An 18,100-nucleotide genomic window follows, 5' to 3' on the forward strand; every position below is an offset into this window, starting at 1 on the left:
CGAAGGAACGCGTATGACCACCCAGCCAACCGGCGATATCGCCGCGCATCGCCTGTCGTCCACGCAACTCTCGTGCGAATTCGCCGATATCGCGCCGCTGCTCGATCCGACTGCCGCCGCGGCCGCCGCGAGCCGCTGCCACTACTGCTACGACGCGCCGTGCGTGCAGGCCTGCCCGACGCAGATCGACATCCCGGGCTTCATCCGCAAGATCGGCAACGGCAACCTGAAGGGCGCCGCGACCGACATCCTGTCCGCGAATCCGCTCGGCGGGATGTGCGCACGCGTGTGCCCGACCGAGATCCTGTGCGAAGGCGCGTGCGTGCGCAATCACCAGGATGCGCAGCCGGTCGCGATCGGCGCGCTGCAGCGCCACGCGACCGACTGGGCGATGGCGAGCGGCGCGGTGCGCTTCACGCGTGCGCCCGATACGGGGCGGCACGTCGCGGTGGTCGGCGCGGGGCCGGCCGGGCTCGCGTGCGCGCACCGGCTCGCGCTCGCCGGGCATCGCGTCACGCTGTTCGATGCGCGACCGAAGGCGGGCGGCCTGAACGAATACGGGATCGCCGCGTACAAGACCGTCGACGATTTCGCGCAGCGCGAAGTCGAGTGGTTGCTGTCGGTCGGCGGCATCGCGCTGGAGACGGGCGTCGCGCTCGGCCGCGACGTGACGCTCGACGCACTGCGCGAGCGGCACGACGCGGTGTTTCTCGCGATGGGCCTCGGCGGCGTGCGCACGCTCGCGATCGACGGCGAGCAATTGACCGGCGTGATGAACGCGGTTGACTTCATCGAGCAGGTGCGCCAGGCCGACGCGCTGGAGAACGTGCCGGTCGGGCGGCGCGTGGTCGTGATCGGCGGCGGCAATACGGCGATCGACGCGTCCGTGCAGAGCCGCAAGCTCGGCGCGCAGCGCGTGACGATGGTGTACCGGCGCGGCGCGGACGCGATGAGCGCGACCTGGGCCGAACGCGAATTCGCGCAGAAGTGCGGCGTCACGCTCGTCACGCACGCAAAACCGGTGCGCATCGCGGGCGCGAACGGGCACGTGACGGGCGTCGAATTCGAGGCCGCGTCGGGTGAGCGCTTCACCGTCGACGCGGACATGGTGCTGAAGGCGATCGGCCAGACGCTGGTGCCGGACGGTGTCGCGGCCACGCTGCTGACCGAGGACGGGTCGCGCATCGCGGTCGACGCGGACGGGCGCACGGCCTTGCCCGACGTGTGGGCCGGCGGCGATTGCGCGGCGACGGGCGGCATCGACCTGACGGTGCAGGCCGTGCAGGACGGCAAGCGCGCGGCGGCCGCGATCGACGCGGCGCTCGCGCAGCGCGACGCCCGGGCCGCGTGAGCGCGCGATACGCACCTGCACCGCGGACCCCGCGCGCACCACGATAAACGCTCTCACCGACACGGAGCCGAACATGGCCGACCTTCGCTGCACCATCGCAGGCATCACTTCGCCGAATCCGTTCTGGCTGGCCTCCGCGCCGCCGACCGACAAGGCATACAACGTCAACCGCGCATTCGAGGCGGGCTGGGGCGGCGTCGTGTGGAAGACGCTCGGGCTCGATCCGCACGTCGTCAACGTCAGCTCGCGCTACGGCGCGGTGCAGTGGAACGGCCAGCGGATCGCCGGGCTGAACAACATCGAGCTGATCACCGACCGGCCGCTCGACGTGAACCTGAAGGAGATCGCGCAGGTGAAGCGCGACTGGCCCGACCGCGCGCTGATCGTGTCGCTGATGGTGCCGTGCAACGAGCGCGACTGGAAATGGATCCTGCCGCTCGTCGAGGATACGGGCGCCGATGCGGTCGAGCTGAACTTCGGCTGCCCGCACGGGATGAGCGAGCGCGGGATGGGTGCGGCGGTCGGCCAGGTGCCGGAATACGTCGAGATGGTCACGCGCTGGGTCAAGGAAGGCACGAAGCTGCCGTGTCTCGTGAAGCTCACGCCGAACATCAGCGACATCCGGATGGGCTCGCGCGCCGCGTACAAGGGCGGCGCGGACGGCGTGTCGCTGATCAACACGATCAACTCGATCGTCGCGGTGGACCTCGACCAGATGGCGCCGATGCCGACCGTCGACGGCAAGGGCACGCACGGCGGCTATTGCGGCCCGGCGGTCAAGCCGATCGCGCTGAACATGGTCGCCGAGATCGCGCGCGACCCGGAGACGCCCAACCTGCCGATCTCCGGCATCGGCGGGATTTCGTCGTGGCGCGACGCGGCCGAGTTCATGGTGCTCGGCGCCGGCAGCGTGCAGGTGTGCACCGCCGCGATGCATTACGGATTCCGGATCGTGTCGGATCTCGTCGACGGGCTGTCGAACTGGATGGACGAGAAGGGCTACGCGACGCTCGACGACATACGCGGCCGCGCGGTGCCGAACGTCACCGACTGGAAATACCTGAACCTGAAGTACGACATCAAGGCGCGCATCGACCAGGACCGCTGCATCCAGTGCGGGCTGTGCCATATCGCATGCGAGGACACGTCGCACCAGGCGATCACCGCATTGAAGGACGGCGTGCGGCATTTCGAAGTGGTGGACGCGGCGTGCGTCGGGTGCAATCTTTGCATGCATGTGTGTCCGGTCGAGCAATGCATCACGATGGAGCGGGTCGATGCGGGCGACTACGCGAACTGGACCACGCATCCGAACAACCCGGCGCGGGCTGATGCGGGTGCGAGCCCGGCGGAACCCGCGAAACACGAGAAGCACGCGAAGGCGGCCTGACCGACGTCCGGCGGCGCGGTATCGCCCGCGCTGCCGCTTGTGTCCTGTTCTGCCGGCATCGCACGATGCCGGCGTCGACGTTTACGTGGAGCGCATTCGATGAAACCAGCAGCGATTCCCGCCGAACCCGACAGCGCCGCGGCGCCGGCCGGCAGCCTGTACAACGACGACCTCGCGCCGACGACGGCGGCGCAGCGCACGTGGCGCTGGTATCACTTCGCGGCGCTGTGGGTCGGGATGGTGATGAACATCGCGTCGTACATGCTCGCGGCCGGGCTGATCCAGGAAGGCATGTCGCCGTGGCAGGCGGTGCTGACGGTGCTGCTCGGCAACCTGATCGTGCTCGTGCCGATGCTGTTGATCGGTCATGCGGGTGCGAAGCACGGGATTCCGTACGCGGTGCTCGTGCGTGCGTCGTTCGGCACGCAGGGCGCGAAGCTGCCCGCGCTGTTGCGCGCGATCGTCGCGTGCGGCTGGTACGGCATCCAGACCTGGCTCGGCGGCAGCGCGATCTACACGCTGCTGAACATCCTGACCGGCAACGCGCTGCACGGCGCCGCGCTGCCGCTCGTCGGCATCTCGCTCGGGCAGCTCGCGTGCTTCATCGTGTTCTGGGCGCTGCAGCTGTACTTCATCCTGCACGGCACCGATTCGATCCGCTGGCTCGAAAGCTGGTCCGCGCCGATCAAGGTCGTGATGTGCGTCGCGCTCGTGTGGTGGGCGACGTCGCAGGCGGGCGGCGTCGGCTCGATGCTGTCGGCGCCGTCGCAGTTCGTCGCGGGCGGCAAGAAGGCCGGGCTGTTCTGGGCGACGTTCTGGCCGGGCCTGACCGCGATGGTCGGCTTCTGGGCGACGCTCGCGTTGAACATTCCCGACTTCACGCGCTTCGCGCATTCGCAGCGCGACCAGATGATCGGGCAGTCGATCGGGCTGCCGCTGCCGATGGCGCTGCTGTCGGTGGTGTCGGTCGTCGTGACGTCGGCCACCGTCGTGATCTACGGCAACGCGATCTGGGATCCGATCGACCTGACGAGCCGGATGACCGGCATCGGCGTGGGCATCGCGCTCGTGATCCTCACGCTCGACACGATGTGCTGCAACCTCGCGGCGAACCTCGTCGGCCCCGCATACGATTTCTCGAGCCTGTGGCCGAAGGCGATCTCGTATCGCGCCGGCGGGATGATCACCGCGACGATCGCGATCGTGATGATGCCGTGGAAGATCCTCGCGACGACGGACGGCTACATCTTCACCTGGCTCGTCGGCTATTCGGCGCTGCTCGGGCCGGTCGCGGGCATCCTGATGGTCGACTACTTCCTGATTCGCGGCACGCGGCTCGACACGCGCGCGCTGTTCGACGAGCGCGGCGACTTCAGCTATGCGCGCGGCTGGAACCCGGCCGCACTGGCGGCGCTCGCCGTCGGCGTGCTGCCGAACCTGCCCGGCTTCCTGCACACCGCATTCCCGGCGTCGTTTCCGAACGTGCCGGCGTTCTTCAACACGCTTTACACGTATGCGTGGTTCGTCGGCCTCGTGCTGGCGTCCGGCGTGTACGGCACCTGGATGAAGTGGCGTGCGGCGCAGCGCGCGCAGATCGCGAACGCGTGATGCGCGAACGCATGCGGCACCCGACAGTCAACGAGGAGGCAACGACATGGCAATCCTGATTCGCGGCGGCACCGTGGTCGATGCGGACCGCACCTATCGCGCGGACGTACTGTGTGCCGACCCGCAGGACGGCGGCACGATCCTGCAGATCGCCGAGACGATCGACGCGCCGGCCGGCGCGACGGTGGTCGATGCGCACGACCAGTACGTGATGCCGGGCGGCATCGATCCGCATACGCACATGGAACTGCCGTTCATGGGCACGACGGCCAGCGACGATTTCTATTCGGGTACGGCCGCGGGGCTCTCGGGCGGCACGACGAGCATCATCGACTTCGTGATCCCGAGCCCGAAGCAGCCGCTGATGGACGCGTTTCACGAATGGCGCGGCTGGGCCGAGAAGGCGGCCGCCGACTACGGCTTCCACGTGGCCGTCACGTGGTGGGACGAATCGGTGCACCGCGACATGGGCACGCTCGTGCGCGAGCACGGCGTGTCGAGCTTCAAGCACTTCATGGCGTACAAGAACGCGATCATGGCCGACGACGAGGTGCTCGTGAACAGCTTCTCGCGCTCGCTCGAACTCGGTGCGCTGCCGACCGTGCACGCGGAGAACGGCGAGCTCGTGTTCCAGTTGCAGAAGGCGCTGCTCGCGCGCGGGATGACGGGGCCGGAGGCGCATCCGCTGTCGCGCCCGCCGGAGGTCGAAGGCGAGGCCGCGAACCGTGCGATCCGCATCGCGCAGGTGCTCGGCGTGCCGGTGTATATCGTGCACGTGTCGTCGAAGGACGCGGTCGATGCGATCACGCGCGCGCGCAGCGAGGGGCTGCGCGTGTTCGGCGAAGTGCTGCCGGGCCATCTGGTGATCGACGAGGCCGTGTATCGCGACCCGGACTGGACGCGTGCGGCCGCGCACGTGATGAGCCCGCCGTTCCGCTCGGCCGCGCATCGCGAAGCGCTGTGGCGCGGGCTGCAGGCCGGGCAGCTGCAGACGACGGCGACCGATCACTGCGTGTTCTGCGCGTCGCAGAAGGCGATGGGCCGCGAGGACTTCACGAAGATCCCGAACGGCTGCGGCGGCGTCGAGGACCGCATGTCGGTGCTGTGGCATCACGGCGTGAATCAAGGCCGCATCACGCCGAACGAGTTCGTGCGGATCACGTCGACGAACGCCGCGCAGATCTTCAACCTGTATCCGCGCAAGGGGGCGGTGCAGGTCGGCGCCGATGCGGACCTGGTCGTATGGGACCCGGCCGCGACGAAGACGATCTCGGTGAAGACCCATCACCAGCAGGTCGACTTCAACGTGTTCGAAGGGATGACGGTGCAGGGCGTCGCGACCCACACGCTCACGCGCGGCGCGCTCGCGTGGGCCGACGGCGAGCTGCGTGCGGTGCGCGGTGCGGGCCGTTACCTGAAGCGGCCGCCCGCGGCCGGCTACTACGAGGCCGCGCGCATCGCGAACCGGCTGCGCGAGCCGCATCCGGTCGAGCGCGCCGGCTGAACGCGCACGAAACCGGCGCGAGGCCGGTTCGCAACGGGTTCGAAACGGGCACGCGCGCTGCGCAGTCAGCGCGCGTCGCCCGTGTTTGCCTCGCGGATCGGAATCACGGTGCGCGCGCCGCACTGGCGCAGCAGGTCACGCAGTTCGTTGATGACCGGAAACACCTCGTGGTTCCAGTCGGCGCCTTGCCGGTCGTGCGCTTCCTGCTCGCGCTCGACGATCCAGCGATCCTCGCGGAAGATCCGCTCGGTGAACCAGACCAGCAGCGGCCACGCGAGATCGAGCGCGAACGGAATGCCCGGCTTGTGGATCGACAGCAGTCCGAACGTGCGGTTGGTGCGCTGTTCCGCGTCGAGCGGCACGTAGACGATCCACAGGTCCATCACGAGCGTGCCTTCGCTCGAGCGGATCTGCAGCGTCTGGTACGGGTAGCCCGTGCGCACCGTCATCACGCTCTTGTCGGCCTGGTCGGTCGGTTTCTTGCTGGCGCCGAACACGAGCGCCTCGCCGACCGGCTGCTTGCCTTCCATGCGTGCGAACGTGTAGTCGACCTCGACCCAGTCGTCGCCGCGCCGGCGGCCGACGCTGCGTGCGCGCATCTGTCCCATCTGCTTGCGATGCAGGAACTGATGGTTCATGTCCATCAGGTTCTCGTGCATGAACGAGTAGTGGCACTTGACCTCGCGGCCGAAGCGGCGCGTCTTGTACGCGGGATCGTCCGCCGATTCCAGCGCGGGGAACGGGCGTTCGTCCGCGAGCGTCGCATCGCCGGGGAACACGAAGATCAGCCCGTGCGCCTCGCGGCACGGATACGCGCGCACGCCGTTGGGCAGGCGCTCGCGGCCGAGGTACGGCACGTCGACACAGCGGCCGCTGTCGCACGCGTAGGTCCAGCCGTGGTAGCAGCAGCGCAGCGTTTCGCCGCTCACGACGCCCGCATGCAGCGGCACCTGGCGGTGCGCGCAACGATCTTCGAGCGCGTAGACGGCGCCGGATTCGGTGCGCACGAGCACGATCGGATCGCCGGCGAAGCGCACGCCGAGCGTCTTGCCGCGCTTGAGTTCGCGCGACCACGCGAGCGGATACCAGTGATCGGGATGGATGGGCACGCGGCGCAGGTCGCGCACGACCGAGCCACTGGACGGTTCTTCGAGAGCACTGCTGTCAGACAAAGGCACTGCGCGCATGCGTGACGCCTCCTGGCTGGCTGGAGAGTTCCGAGCGCCGCGCGGTGCGCGGCGGGGGACTGATCTGGAGAAGTCTACGCGAAGTTTGCCCGCGAAGCTGACCCGATGCGGGTTTGCCCGGCCCGGACAGCATGCGTTTCGTTGACGCAGCGCAAACGCGGGCGGCGGCGCGGGCCGGCCGGGTCAGCGCGCACACCGGCCGCCGCGGCGCCGGCGGTCCCTCACAGGCCGGCGTCGCGCCACAGCACCGCGTCGGCGCGGTACAGCGCCGGAAAGCGCTGCTTCAGCCCGGCGACCTTCGGCAGGTCGTTGAACGCGATGTACGGCGCGTCGGGATGCAGCTCGAGGTAGTTCTGGTGATACGCCTCCGCCGGATAGAAGCCCTTGTACGGCTCGACGCGCGTGACGACGGGCGCCGGGAACGTGTGCGCGGTGCCCAGCTGCGCGATGTAGGCGGTCGCGACCGCGCGCTGCTGCGCGGTGGTCGGGAAGATCGCGGAGCGGTATTGCGGCCCTTCGTCGGGCCCCTGACGGTTGAGTTCGGTCGGGTCGTGCGCGACCGAGAAGAACACCTGCAGCAACCGGCCGTAGGTGACCTGCGTCGGGTCGTAGACGATGCGCACCGATTCCGCATGGCCCGTCAGCCCGCTGCCGACCAGCGCGTAGTGCGCGGTTTCGGAGGCGCCGCCCGCGTAGCCGGCCGTGACCTGCTTCACGCCCTTCACGTGCTCGAACACGCCCTGCACGCCCCAGAAGCAGCCGCCGGCGAGCACGGCCGTTTCCTCGTGGGAGGCGCCCGGGGTTTCGTCGAGCGTCGGCGCGGGCACGGAGCGCATCGGTTCCGCGGAACTGACGACGCGCTGGTAGCCGAACACGGCGGCGGCCGCGATGGCGATCGCGCCGATGCGGCGCAGCATGGCCGCCCGCCGCCGCGGTGCGGAATCGCGAGTGGATGTCGGAATCATGAGTTGCTCCTTCGAAATGCGGGACGGAATGAGGTGGACGGCAGGCGGCGCGCGTGACGGCGTCCGCCACTGCGTGCGCGTTCAGCCGAACGTAAACGCATAGGCATCGACGCCGGCATCGAGAAACTCGATCGAGAACGTGCGGTCGGCGATCGCGCCCGGTTGCCGGACGAGCTGGTACAGGCGCTGGCCGGTGACGGTGCCGTAGCCCTGCGCGTCGACGTCCGTGCCGTGTGCCGCGCCGGGCGCCGCGCCGTCGAGCGTCACGCGAAAGCGCACCGGCCTGCCGTTCGCGCCCGGGCCGAGCACGAGGTGCAGGTCGCGCGCATGGAAGCGGTAGACGATCCGGCCGACCGGTGCGGCGAGCGTCGCGCGCTCGGCGCCGACTTGCCATGTGCCGGCGAGGCCCCAGTCGTTCAGGTCGGGATGCGCGGGCGCGTCGTAACGGTGTGCCGCGTCGCGCACGACACCGCCCGGCGACGTGAAGTCGTCCGCGCGCGCATAGCCGACGTAGGTTTCGGGCGAGCGGACGTCCGCGCTGTCGGCCGCCGCGAGCGCGCCCTTCGCGGGTGCGCCGGCGAGCCCGAGCGGCACGTTCAGCGCTTCCGGGTGACCTGCTTCGGCGAGCAGCGACTGGATCGCGCGTTCCGACTGCGCGTATTCGCCTTCGCCGAAGTGGTGGTGGCGGATCCGCCCTTGCGCGTCGACGAAGTAGTGCGCGGGCCAGTATTCGTTGCCGAACGCGCGCCAGATCGCATAGCCGTTGTCGATCGCGACCGGGTAGTCGATGCCCAGGTCGTGCACGGCCTTCTTCACGTTGCCGATGTCGCGCTCGAACGCGAACTCCGGCGCGTGCACGCCGATCACGACGAGGCCGTACGGCGCGTACTTGCGCGCCCAGGCGGTCGTGTACGGCAGCGTGCGCAGGCAGTTGATGCACGAATACGTCCAGAAATCGACGAGCACGACCTTGCCGCGCAGGCCGGCCGCGCTCAGCGGCGGCGAATTCAGCCACTGCACGGCGCCGTCGAGCGACGGCAGTGTGCCTTCGACGGGCAGCGCGGCCGGTGCCTGCGGCGCCGGGGTCGTGCCGGCGGTGCGCATCATCGCGGCGCCGGCCGCCGGTGCATCACCGGACGTCGCGGCCATCATCGCGCTGGCGGGCGCGGCACCGTTGCCGCCGGCGGTATCGCTGGTCGCGGACGTCGCCGCCGGCGCGCCATGCGAGCGGCCGCCGAGCCGGTCGACGAGCTTCGTCTCGAGGCCGCCCGTCGTGACGGTCGACAACTGCGCGAGCGCCCCCGTGTCGAGGCCGAGCGCGATCGCGCCGACGCCGGCCAGCAGCGCCGCGCCGATCCCGCGCTTGATCCATTCGCCGGCGCCGAGCGAGCGCTTCATCGCGGCGAACACCTTGCCGCCGATCACGAGCGCGACGCCGAGCGACGTCACCGCGCCGGCCGCATACGCAACCAGCAGCAGCGTCGTGCCGACGCTCGCGCCGCGCAGCGCGGCGCCGGTCAGCACGAGCCCGAGGATCGGACCCGCGCACGGCGCCCACAGCAGGCCGGTTGCGACGCCGAGCAGCAGCGACGACGCGGGGCCGGCCGGGCGGCCGTCACGCTGCGCGAACCCGGTGAGGCGGTTGCCGGCCGCGACGAGCGGGCGCGTCAGGTGCTCGGCGAAGCGCGGCAGCAGCAGCGTCAGGCCGAACACCGCGAGGAGCACGATGGCGAGCCAGCGGCCGGCCTGGTTGGCCTGCGCGACCCAGCCGCCGCCGACGGCGGCGAGCGTCGCGACGACGGCGAACGTGAGCGCCATGCCGATCAGCAGCGGCAGGCCGGAACGCACGAACGGCTGGTCGGCGCGCGCGAACACGAACGGCAGCACGGGCAGGATGCACGGGCTCAGGATCGTGAGCACGCCGCCGAGATAGGCGAGGACGATGAGCAGCATGGAGCGGTCTCCGGTCGTTCAGGAAGGCGGCGGCCCGTCAGGCGGCGGCCGGGTGGAAGGCGAGCGCGAGCCCGTTCATGCAGTAGCGCAGGCCGGTGGGCGGCGGGCCGTCGTCGAACACGTGGCCGAGATGGCCGCCGCAGCGGCGGCAGTGCACTTCGGTGCGCGACATCCCGTACGACGGATCGAGCGCGGTCGCGACCGCGTGGTCGAGCGGCTTCCAGAAGCTCGGCCAGCCGGTGTGGCTGTCGAACTTGGTGTCCGACGAGAACAGCGCGAGGTCGCAGCCGGCGCACGCGAACGTGCCGTGGCGGTGCTCTCCGTTCAGCGGGCTGCTGTACGGCGGCTCGGTGCCGGCGTCGCGCAGCACCGTGTATTGGGCGGGCGTGAGGCGGCGGTGCCATTCGGCGTCGCTGCGGGTGATCTCGAACGGGGCGGCCGTCGGTCCGGCGGCGGGCGGCGCGGCGAACGCACGGCCGACCAGCGCACGGCGGCCCGTCGACGACAGCGCCGCGAGTGCCGCAAGGCCGGTCGCGCCGGCGAACAGCAGATGTCTGCGGGTGGGCATGATGGGCTCCTGGAAGCAGGTCCTGAAAACATGCGCACAGAGTAGGTGGCGGGCGGTGTCGAAGTCCTCACGGAAAGTTAAATGAATCGTGATTATTTTCCGGGTGATCCGGCCAAGTCCGACGAAATCCGTCTGAGCCGCGTCGGATAAGGGTTTGCGGGGAATCGGTGGTCCGCCCAATTCCGCGGAAATCCCGCACGAGCCGCAACTTTTTAGTGTCTTTTTAGTGTTCGTGGCGTGGGGTAGGCTCTGCTGAGGATGCGCGGGCCGATCGGATCACGATATCGATGGAGGGCGATCATGGGGGCATTGACGGTCAGGCAAATCGAAGCTGCGAAGGCGACCGGAAAGCGGTATTTCCTGTCGGATGGGCGTGGACTGTTCCTGCGCGTGGGGCCGGCCGGCGGGAAATCTTGGTTTGTTCGCGTCAGTATCAATGGCAAGCAATGCGATAAGCCGCTCGGCAAGACGTGGGCGCGCTCGACGACCGATGCGCAGTTATCGCTAGAGGATGCGCGCGCAGCGGCTGCGACGATTCGTTCACACGCGCGCGACGGCGTGGACTACCTCGAAGCGAAGAAGCGTGAACGCCAGGCCAAGGTTGAACAAGCGGTGACGGCGGACCTCACATTCGGCGACTTATTCGATGCGTGGTTCGCGACGGTCAACAAGAAGCGCGGCAAGAAAGGCCGAAAGGATGGCGGTAAGTCGCTTCGAGCTGCGATGGAAAAGCATGTGCTGCCGACTCTTCGTGCTCACCGGATCGCAGGCGTGTTTGCGTCGAACGTACTGCCGCTGCTTACCGCGATTTCCGATGTGGGATACAACCGCCAAGCGGTCGAGATGCTGATAACCATCCAACAAATGATTCGATGGGGCGAGCGTAATCAGCCGTGGAAGCGCTTGTTGATCGATTGCGATGTGCTTGCGCTTGCAAAAGAGGATGTTGTTTCAGGCGATTACGATCCGGTGCGTGGCAACGAACGCGATCGGACGCTTACGGACGACGAAATCTGCATGCTCGGTGAACTGATTCCGGCCGCTCGGCTTCCATGCTCCATTGCGTCAGCGGTATGGGTGATGCTCGCTTGCGGAACGCGCGTCGGCGAAACAGTCCTGACGCGATGGACCGATCTTGACTTCAAGGCACGGACGTGGACCATCCCAAAGGAACACACGAAGTCGAACACGGCGATCACAATTCACCTTTCCGATTTCGTCCTCGCGCAGTTTGCGGCGCAGCAGGTCGTGCGCGCCGGCGTGCCGGAGGGCGACGCACGGCGCGATTATGTGTTCCCGTCGGAAAAGGGTAAGCTGCCGCACGTCAGCATCCATACGACCTGCGGGGCTATCCGTAATCGGCAACGCCCAAAGGATGCGCCGACCGAGGGTCGCACGAGGGCAACCGATGCGCTCACTGTCCCGGGGGGCAATGGAAATGTCACGACTTGCGTCGGACGTGCGCAACGATGATGCAATCGCTGGGCATTCCGGAAAGCATCGTGCATCGATGTCTGAACCACGCACGAAACGATCCGCTTGATCGGATCTATCTGCAGTTCGATTATGACGCGCAGATGCGCGACGCTTGGCGGCGATGGGGTGACCGCCTGTCGGTACTAGTTGGCACGGGTACGGAAAACGTACGTTTTCTGTTCTCGCCCTAATCGGAGAGGGCATCTCCGCAGAGGGAAGGAGGAAGATGTAACCCTGATACGACTTATCAGGGTTACAATATATGGGGCCAAATCATCGCCTGAGAGTCGGACGACTATCCTGAGCCTTTGTGCGCAAGGACGGTGAGCGCCGCGCTCGTCCCGTCGATGATGCAAGTGCACCGGCGTTTCGATTGCTGCGATGAGTTGCCCCGGTGTCGCTCGATGCGGTAGGGTAGACGGCGCCTTCATCGAACGAGGTTGACTCATGAACAAGCAGGAACTCATTGATGCTGTCGCAGCCGACACTGGCCTGAGCAAGGCTGCCGCCGGCGAGGCGATCCAGGCCGTACTGGACGTAATCACGCGTGTTGTCAGCGACGGCGGCAGCGTGCAACTCGTCGGATTTGGCTCGTTCTCGCAAGGGCAACGTGCAGCACGGACAGGTAGAAATCCAACGACGGGCGCTGAGATAGCAATTGCTGCAGCGACGACGGTGAAGTTCAGTGCCGGGAGGGCGTTTAAAGAAGCCGTGAACGCGTCTTGAGTGCTGGCTCCCCAGTTGGCAAGCCTACCGCTTGGAGCATGCAGACGTCTGCACTATTGCGGTTGATCGGCCATCAGATAGTGACGTCGCGCCGGATCACCGAGTTGTCAATGACGCGGGCGCGGGCGCGACGTTGAAATGCAGGCGAAATTGCTCGCTCAGCGTGTTGTTGATACGTATCAACATCCGACTCGGCTCATCGAATTGTTGGGTTGAGAGGGGACGACAGGGGATTTCGCGTCGTTGATATCGCGTTAGTCAGCCGCCGGGAGTGAAGGGGAACATAGTAAGGGCTATGTTACCCTTCATTTCGGGACATCGAGCGGACGGCCCAGGCTCGTGCGCTTACACAACTAAATTTGTTACTAGTTTTCAACTAATTTTGTTACCACCGGTCATCGGTAGGCCGCCGATAACCTGTCGTTCAACCGCCTCGCCCACAAAAATTCGGACAGTTTCTAGCGGTACAGGAACCTCTACGCATCATGGTTCAGCACGTACTACCTGCGCCTGCGCGAGACGATAGCAACGTGCCGCCTCGGCTAGCTTGCTCGCGTCGTCCCAGAACCCTCGCGCGCCCCGCACACATGCGACGAAAAACCGATAGTCGGCCGCCGATCGTGCCGTGAGCGGCTCGGGCACAACAAGCGGTACCGACGCCGCGGGCGGCAACGCAACTTGGCAGATCCGGCGATAGTCCGTCGCACAACGTCGGAGCGTCATGATCGCTGCGGTGGGCGTGGCTGCCAGCACCTGCAACCGGGCACCGTCCACGCGCGCGACAAAGCGGCCGTCGGCGGACCGATAGAGCCAGCACGAAGGGCGTCCAGCAGGCAGCCCCAATAGTCTGCGCCGCCGCAGATCGCCATCGGCTGGAGCGATCGAGTCGATCACGTGCCATCCAACGTCGTCGGACCAGGTCAGGCACGCGCCCCGGCTGGCCGCCCACATCGTGTCTCGACGCACCTGTCGGCGGGCCGCATCGGTCGCCTGACGCGTCGCTTTGTCGACATGGTTCGCTGCTGCCCAGTTCGCCTGGCTTGAGGAGACGAAGGCAAGCCCGGCGGGCGTCACGCGCGCAAGCCAAGCGCTGTCGCGCCAGGACGTGATGGATGCGGTGGCCGACCAGTCGGCCACACCGGATCGCGCAGTAGCCGTCGCGCGCGCTTGCGCGTTGCGCCAAGCGGCACCGAGGCTCACGCGCGCGGCATGGCAAGCGAGCCAGTGTCGGGCCTCGGCCTCGACACCCGTTGCGCCTCGGATTAGGCAATCGGCTGCCACAGGCTCGATGAAATTCGCTCTAACCCCCTCCGGCGGCGGCCGATCGGGCCAGCGCCGCTGTTCGATGCCGGACTCGGTCGCACGCCCCCAGAGCAACTCGACAAAGGCTTGACGCGCGTGGTGGCTACCGGCCACCTGCTCTGCAATCACCAGCGAATCGCAGGCGTCGATGAAACCAGCCACCCAACGCGCGCTGCCGGGTGCCAGATGTCGTCGGACGTGGCGGGCGAGCGCTCGGTAAACCGTGATGGCGGGCGTCGTCGGCCAATACGACGTCCGCTCATAGTTTCGTGCGACGGTTTCCTGCGACACGGGACGACGCAACGGTACTGCGGGAACCCGGGTGCCGTACGCTACTGCCGCGGCACGGATCGAGGGAATCGTCCGGAAACAGGCGGGAAACGGCACGCCGAGTTTGTCTGCAGCGGCGGCCAGCCATGCGATGCTGTCGGCCGTTGGTTGACGCAAGGCCTCCTCTAGTCGAGCGGGGCGGATCAGGCTCGACATCGCTTCCAGCCAAGCGGCAACTGGATCGAGACAGCGGGTCGCGGCCGGGGTGAGCACAGGCTGACGGCAAGTGTCGCGGGTAAAAAAGTGCAGTCGACCGCATCGGCAACTGCCTGCCGTCCCGTAGTCGGTCAGCGAGCGCAACCTCGCAGGAAATGGCGCTCCACAGTGGCAGCGATCGACGAGTGGTACACCGTGAATCGGGCACGTATCGAGCAGCGCGATGGAAAACAGCGCGGCATGGTAGCCAGCCGCCAGACAGGCCAGGCACAGTCGCGGCCGCGGCACAACGAGCGCGCAATCCAGCCAAGGTGGGAGCGCTCCGAGGGACGACCACCGAAAGGCAGTCGGCGACTCGCCAAGTGCGAGCGCGAATGCCGTCTCGTCAACATGACCGCGGTTCTCGATCAACTCTACGTTAGCGGGCGGGCGAGCCAGGCACGACGGTAAGTCGCGCGGATGCAGCGCATTGAGTGCACAGGCGCGTAGCACCGTGTGCCAGAGCGACGCGTACGGCAGCACACTACCGGTGTGCCACGTCAAGCGGACCTCAGGCATGGCCGGATTCTCGGCGACCTGCGCCGCGCAGTGCCGCGGTCGCCGACACCAGCGCCATCAGCGTGCGGTGGCCGCCATTCTCGACGGCGGATTGCCAGGCCGTGGTCGATGTCTCTGAGTCAACGTCCGCGCCGCTGGCGACGCGCAGCAACACGTGCCGGCACGCGTGCGCGACGGTTTTCATCGGGAAATCGACCGGTCCCGCGTACCGCGGCGGCAAGGCGTCCTGCATCGCCAGCATCAGTGCCTCGGCCTGATCTGCCATCCGGAACCCGCCGGCCCACGGACGTGGCGCCAGGCCTGCTGTGAACGAGCAACCGGAACCGGCCGGCCATTCACTACCCTCGTCGTAGCCGCGCATTACATAGGCGAGTTCGTCTACCGTGCGCACGCCGTGAAACGGGGCGGACGCCAGCATGAAGCGCGCGGCAACATGAGCACCCCCAGCCAGTGCCATGCCAAGGGGTTCGTCGAAGAACTGCAGCGACGCGATCGAGAATACGCACAAGCGAATGCGCTGCTTTTCGAGCAGGCTATGCAGTTCGACGAGCCACAGCCATTCGCGCTGGCTCATGCCTTGCGCTTCGTCGATCACGAGCACGAGAAAGCGGCCACCGCCTTGCGCGGCAAGCTCGATCCAGCGCTCGACAAGCATGGTCTGGCGCTCGAGCGGGCTGCGCCGCGCCTGCGCCAGCCGGTGCCCGCTGGCCTCGAGCAGGTGCGCGTAAAAGCGTCCCACGGCCGTTGCGCTGCCTGAGTCCGTATGGCTCCAGACGACGAGCGGCACATAACCGCCGTAGCGCTCGGACAGCAGCCGCTGCAGCCAGTGGTCGACGGCGCTCGACTTGCCGAAGCGCGACGGCCCGAAAATAGTCGCGCCGTCGATCTGGTCGTCCAGCCAGGTGCCGATACGCTCGACCATGTCGTGAATCGCGACCGTGAACAACGAATAGTCGCGCGTGACGACCGGGTGATCGCGTGGCACATGGGCGGCTACGAGCGGTTCCGCAGGCCCGGGAAATGTCACCATTGCTGCGCTCTCCGCATCGGTGGCAACGGCGCGGGAGGACGCGGCTCCTGCGCCACGGGTGCCGTGGCGACGGCAGCCTCCTCGGGGCGTTTGGCGAGGCTCACCATCGATTGCCCGGCGAGCCGCTCCGCGTGCTGCTGAAGGATGCGCCGCGCCTCAAGATAGGCGGGGTGTACCGGCAGTTTGCCCGCAGGCGCCGCTTCCGCGTACCGGATCAACGCCTCGACTGCGTCGCCGTGGTTCGCCAGATGCAGCAGCCGGCGTTTTTCGAGCGCGCGAATTGCCTCGCGCACGTACAGCGAATGCGGCGTGCGGTGCCATGGGGGTGCAGCGCGCACCACGCCCACGAACTGCCCACGCTGGGTCGACACGGCGGCATAGCGCGCATCGTCCTCATTGTCGAGTTGCAACCAGAAAGCCTGGCCTAGCAGATCGGTACGCAGGCACAGCCACTCGGCCGAGTAGCGGGCGTTGGCGAAGTTGAAATGCGGGCGGCGGCCGGTCTTGACGCCGCCGAGCAGCGTACAGAGCTTGCGCACGCCGACTATTCTGCGGACCGCCTCCGGATCAGCCACACGGGGCGTCCACGCGCGCTCGGCCATCAATCGTTCGAGCTGCTCGAGCGGGCTGCGGTATCCTAGTCCCGAATGCGGCGTGGCGTTGTAGTTGGCGATCAGCGTGTCCAGCAGTTCCTGCGCGTACTCGAGCTGGAACTGCGTGGCGAGCGCGGCCGCGTCGGGATCGGCGCCGCGTTTGTCGGCAGGCAAACTGCCGGTCGTGGTTGCGAGCCGGTGAAAGGCGCCGGCGGCCAGATGCCCGAAGAAAGATTCCACGAACGGACGGTCGTCCTTGCTGCGTCGGCAGCTGTAGCTCGCCGGATCTTGCGGCTTGACGAGCGTCGCGCCCACCACGTCGCGCAGCACGCCCTCGACGCGCGCGCAGATGTTGGCCAGCGCGCCGTCGACGCTGAATTCGTTCCAGCACGCGCCGGCTAGCGGAGGAAGACGATACGACGGCAAGCCAGCACCCGGCACATAGGCGTCGTCGCTGAACTGCAGGTCGCGCGGCATCCACGGTACGAGCGCGCAACGCACGGCGCGCAGCACGTCCTCGGCTGCGCACTCGCGCCGCAGACTCAGGTGGTAGCCTAGCACCGCGCGCGAGGCGACCTCGATTAACACCACAACCCACAGGCGGTGGATCAGGCGCGGCTCGGTGCCGCCATGCGGTGACGGCACCAGTACTGTCATACGGGCGTCGAGCTTGTGCGCATCACACTCGACGCGGTCGAACGGCGCCAGCGGTGGCCGGCGCGTACCGTCGCCGGCGCGCGCCTTGCGCACCGCCTCGGCTCCGCCGGCCAATTGGCGCGCCCGAGAGGGATGCTCGGCAAGAACGCGATCAATGTAGCGGGCGAGCGTGACGTAGCCGCGTTTCTCGACATTGAACGGCCACTCGCCGCGACGCTCGAAACCGCGTGCACGCAGCTCGGCCAGAAACCAGCGGAACACCGCCATGCGCGGCCGACGCGAGGCTTCTAGGTCACTACGTTTGCCGAGTATCCGCTCACGCAGGCGCTCTTCGAGGCCATGCCCCGCAGGCGACTCGAACACCCACTGCAAGGCTCCCACGGCTCCGCCGCTCCAGGCGTTGAGCTTGAGCGGTGCAGTTCGTTCGTAGGATTTGACGCGGGTATATGGCAGGAGGCCTCGCCAGCCGTTGACGCGGCCATCCGCGTGCGTTTTGAGGCAGCGCTCGGTCAGCAGCCGGTACGTCTGGACGCGGCCCAGGCTGCAGGCCGCTTGGATTTGGCGGTCGGTCGCGCCGTTTAGATACAGGCGGATCGCGCGCTCGCGTCGCCGATAGAGCGCGCGTCGCTCGGCGGAAAGCGCGAACTCGTCGATCGACGGCCAAGCGGCAAGATCGACGTCGTTCAATCCCGTGCCGTCGTTCAAGGAACCGCCTGCCCGTAAGCGTGAGCGTCGTGCCATCGGTC

At 67.6% G+C, this 18,100-nt stretch carries 14 protein-coding genes; 7 read left to right on the forward strand and 7 right to left on the reverse strand.

Annotated elements, in window-relative coordinates:
- Positions 1 to 13: 13 nt before the first annotated feature.
- The 4 genes from DIE16_RS32000 to hydA all read left to right on the forward strand — a co-directional run bounded on the left by DIE16_RS32000 (position 14) and on the right by hydA (position 5,853).
- Positions 14 to 1,351, forward strand: coding sequence for an NAD(P)-dependent oxidoreductase (locus DIE16_RS32000; protein ID WP_124523614.1), 1,338 nt, complete (start codon positions 14 to 16; stop codon positions 1,349 to 1,351).
- Between the two features lie 73 nt (positions 1,352 to 1,424).
- Positions 1,425 to 2,741 (forward strand): NAD-dependent dihydropyrimidine dehydrogenase subunit PreA, encoded by a 1,317-nt coding sequence (gene preA, locus DIE16_RS32005; protein WP_124488510.1) that lies wholly within the window; start codon positions 1,425 to 1,427, stop codon positions 2,739 to 2,741.
- 99 nt (positions 2,742 to 2,840) lie between these two features.
- Positions 2,841 to 4,349 (forward strand): NCS1 family nucleobase:cation symporter-1, encoded by a 1,509-nt coding sequence (locus DIE16_RS32010; protein ID WP_124523616.1) that lies wholly within the window; start codon positions 2,841 to 2,843, stop codon positions 4,347 to 4,349.
- Positions 4,350 to 4,395: 46 nt separating this feature from the next.
- Positions 4,396 to 5,853, forward strand: a complete 1,458-nt coding sequence (hydA, locus tag DIE16_RS32015; protein ID WP_124488511.1) for a dihydropyrimidinase — start codon at positions 4,396 to 4,398, stop codon at positions 5,851 to 5,853.
- 65 nt (positions 5,854 to 5,918) lie between these two features.
- On the opposite strand, the gene DIE16_RS32020 is transcribed toward hydA, so the two are convergent.
- The 4 genes from DIE16_RS32020 to msrB form a co-directional block, all read right to left on the reverse strand.
- The gene (locus tag DIE16_RS32020) at positions 5,919 to 7,040 is read right to left on the reverse strand and encodes an aromatic ring-hydroxylating dioxygenase subunit alpha (RefSeq protein WP_124523193.1); all 1,122 of its coding nucleotides are present in this window, start codon (positions 7,038 to 7,040) and stop codon (positions 5,919 to 5,921) included.
- Between the two features lie 221 nt (positions 7,041 to 7,261).
- On the reverse strand, positions 7,262 to 8,005 hold the full coding sequence (msrA, locus tag DIE16_RS32025; RefSeq protein ID WP_124523620.1) for a peptide-methionine (S)-S-oxide reductase MsrA: 744 nt from the start codon (positions 8,003 to 8,005) through the stop codon (positions 7,262 to 7,264).
- An 81-nt stretch (positions 8,006 to 8,086) separates the two neighbouring features.
- On the reverse strand, positions 8,087 to 9,958 hold the full coding sequence (locus tag DIE16_RS32030; RefSeq protein WP_124646627.1) for a cytochrome c biogenesis protein DipZ: 1,872 nt from the start codon (positions 9,956 to 9,958) through the stop codon (positions 8,087 to 8,089).
- Between the two features lie 37 nt (positions 9,959 to 9,995).
- The gene (gene msrB / locus DIE16_RS32035; RefSeq protein WP_124523624.1) at positions 9,996 to 10,526 is read right to left on the reverse strand and encodes a peptide-methionine (R)-S-oxide reductase MsrB; all 531 of its coding nucleotides are present in this window, start codon (positions 10,524 to 10,526) and stop codon (positions 9,996 to 9,998) included.
- 300 nt (positions 10,527 to 10,826) lie between these two features.
- Between msrB and DIE16_RS32040 the strand changes: the two genes are divergently transcribed.
- The 3 genes from DIE16_RS32040 to DIE16_RS32050 all read left to right on the forward strand — a co-directional run bounded on the left by DIE16_RS32040 (position 10,827) and on the right by DIE16_RS32050 (position 12,728).
- Positions 10,827 to 11,999, forward strand: a complete 1,173-nt coding sequence (locus DIE16_RS32040; protein ID WP_185643564.1) for an integrase family protein — start codon at positions 10,827 to 10,829, stop codon at positions 11,997 to 11,999.
- Complete coding sequence (locus DIE16_RS32045) at positions 11,996 to 12,193, forward strand: hypothetical protein (RefSeq protein WP_124646625.1); 198 nt, start codon at positions 11,996 to 11,998, stop codon at positions 12,191 to 12,193. Before DIE16_RS32040 ends, DIE16_RS32045 begins: the two co-directional genes overlap by 4 nt.
- 256 nt (positions 12,194 to 12,449) lie before the next feature.
- Positions 12,450 to 12,728, forward strand: a complete 279-nt coding sequence (locus DIE16_RS32050; RefSeq protein WP_124646624.1) for an HU family DNA-binding protein — start codon at positions 12,450 to 12,452, stop codon at positions 12,726 to 12,728.
- A gap of 483 nt (positions 12,729 to 13,211) precedes the next feature.
- On the opposite strand, the gene DIE16_RS36840 is transcribed toward DIE16_RS32050, so the two are convergent.
- From DIE16_RS36840 to DIE16_RS37355, 3 genes are read right to left on the reverse strand one after another with little or no spacing between them, the layout of a single operon-like run.
- Positions 13,212 to 15,074 carry a hypothetical protein gene (locus DIE16_RS36840; RefSeq protein WP_185735542.1) on the reverse strand — a complete coding sequence of 621 codons (1,863 nt, stop codon included), beginning with the start codon at positions 15,072 to 15,074 and terminating at the stop codon, positions 13,212 to 13,214.
- Positions 15,067 to 16,104, reverse strand: coding sequence for an ATP-binding protein (locus DIE16_RS32060; RefSeq protein WP_124894119.1), 1,038 nt, complete (start codon positions 16,102 to 16,104; stop codon positions 15,067 to 15,069). Before DIE16_RS32060 ends, DIE16_RS36840 begins: the two co-directional genes overlap by 8 nt.
- Positions 16,098 to 18,059, reverse strand: coding sequence for a hypothetical protein (locus DIE16_RS37355; RefSeq protein ID WP_260434495.1), 1,962 nt, complete (start codon positions 18,057 to 18,059; stop codon positions 16,098 to 16,100). The genes DIE16_RS32060 and DIE16_RS37355 overlap by 7 nt, the downstream gene beginning before the upstream one ends.
- Between the last annotated feature and the right edge of the window lie 41 nt (positions 18,060 to 18,100).

Origin of the sequence: Burkholderia sp. Bp9090, assembly GCF_003857985.1 — a bacterium.
In the GTDB taxonomy this organism is placed as follows: domain Bacteria; phylum Pseudomonadota; class Gammaproteobacteria; order Burkholderiales; family Burkholderiaceae; genus Burkholderia.

What these genes read in the sequence shown, in the direction of transcription:
- DIE16_RS32040 (WP_185643564.1), top strand. Translation starts at nt 10,827, where the DNA reads ATGGGGGCATTGACGGTCAGGCAAATCGAAGCTGCGAAGGCGACCGGA.
- DIE16_RS32045 (WP_124646625.1), top strand. Translation starts at nt 11,996, where the DNA reads ATGATGCAATCGCTGGGCATTCCGGAAAGCATCGTGCATCGATGTCTG.
- DIE16_RS32050 (WP_124646624.1), top strand. Translation starts at nt 12,450, where the DNA reads ATGAACAAGCAGGAACTCATTGATGCTGTCGCAGCCGACACTGGCCTG.
- DIE16_RS32010 (WP_124523616.1), top strand. Translation starts at nt 2,841, where the DNA reads ATGAAACCAGCAGCGATTCCCGCCGAACCCGACAGCGCCGCGGCGCCG.
- preA (WP_124488510.1), top strand. Translation starts at nt 1,425, where the DNA reads ATGGCCGACCTTCGCTGCACCATCGCAGGCATCACTTCGCCGAATCCG.
- DIE16_RS32060 (WP_124894119.1), bottom strand. Translation starts at nt 16,104, where the DNA reads ATGGTGACATTTCCCGGGCCTGCGGAACCGCTCGTAGCCGCCCATGTG.
- DIE16_RS32030 (WP_124646627.1), bottom strand. Translation starts at nt 9,958, where the DNA reads ATGCTGCTCATCGTCCTCGCCTATCTCGGCGGCGTGCTCACGATCCTG.
- msrB (WP_124523624.1), bottom strand. Translation starts at nt 10,526, where the DNA reads ATGCCCACCCGCAGACATCTGCTGTTCGCCGGCGCGACCGGCCTTGCG.
- DIE16_RS36840 (WP_185735542.1), bottom strand. Translation starts at nt 15,074, where the DNA reads ATGCCTGAGGTCCGCTTGACGTGGCACACCGGTAGTGTGCTGCCGTAC.
- msrA (WP_124523620.1), bottom strand. Translation starts at nt 8,005, where the DNA reads ATGATTCCGACATCCACTCGCGATTCCGCACCGCGGCGGCGGGCGGCC.
- DIE16_RS32020 (WP_124523193.1), bottom strand. Translation starts at nt 7,040, where the DNA reads ATGCGCGCAGTGCCTTTGTCTGACAGCAGTGCTCTCGAAGAACCGTCC.
- DIE16_RS32000 (WP_124523614.1), top strand. Translation starts at nt 14, where the DNA reads ATGACCACCCAGCCAACCGGCGATATCGCCGCGCATCGCCTGTCGTCC.
- hydA (WP_124488511.1), top strand. Translation starts at nt 4,396, where the DNA reads ATGGCAATCCTGATTCGCGGCGGCACCGTGGTCGATGCGGACCGCACC.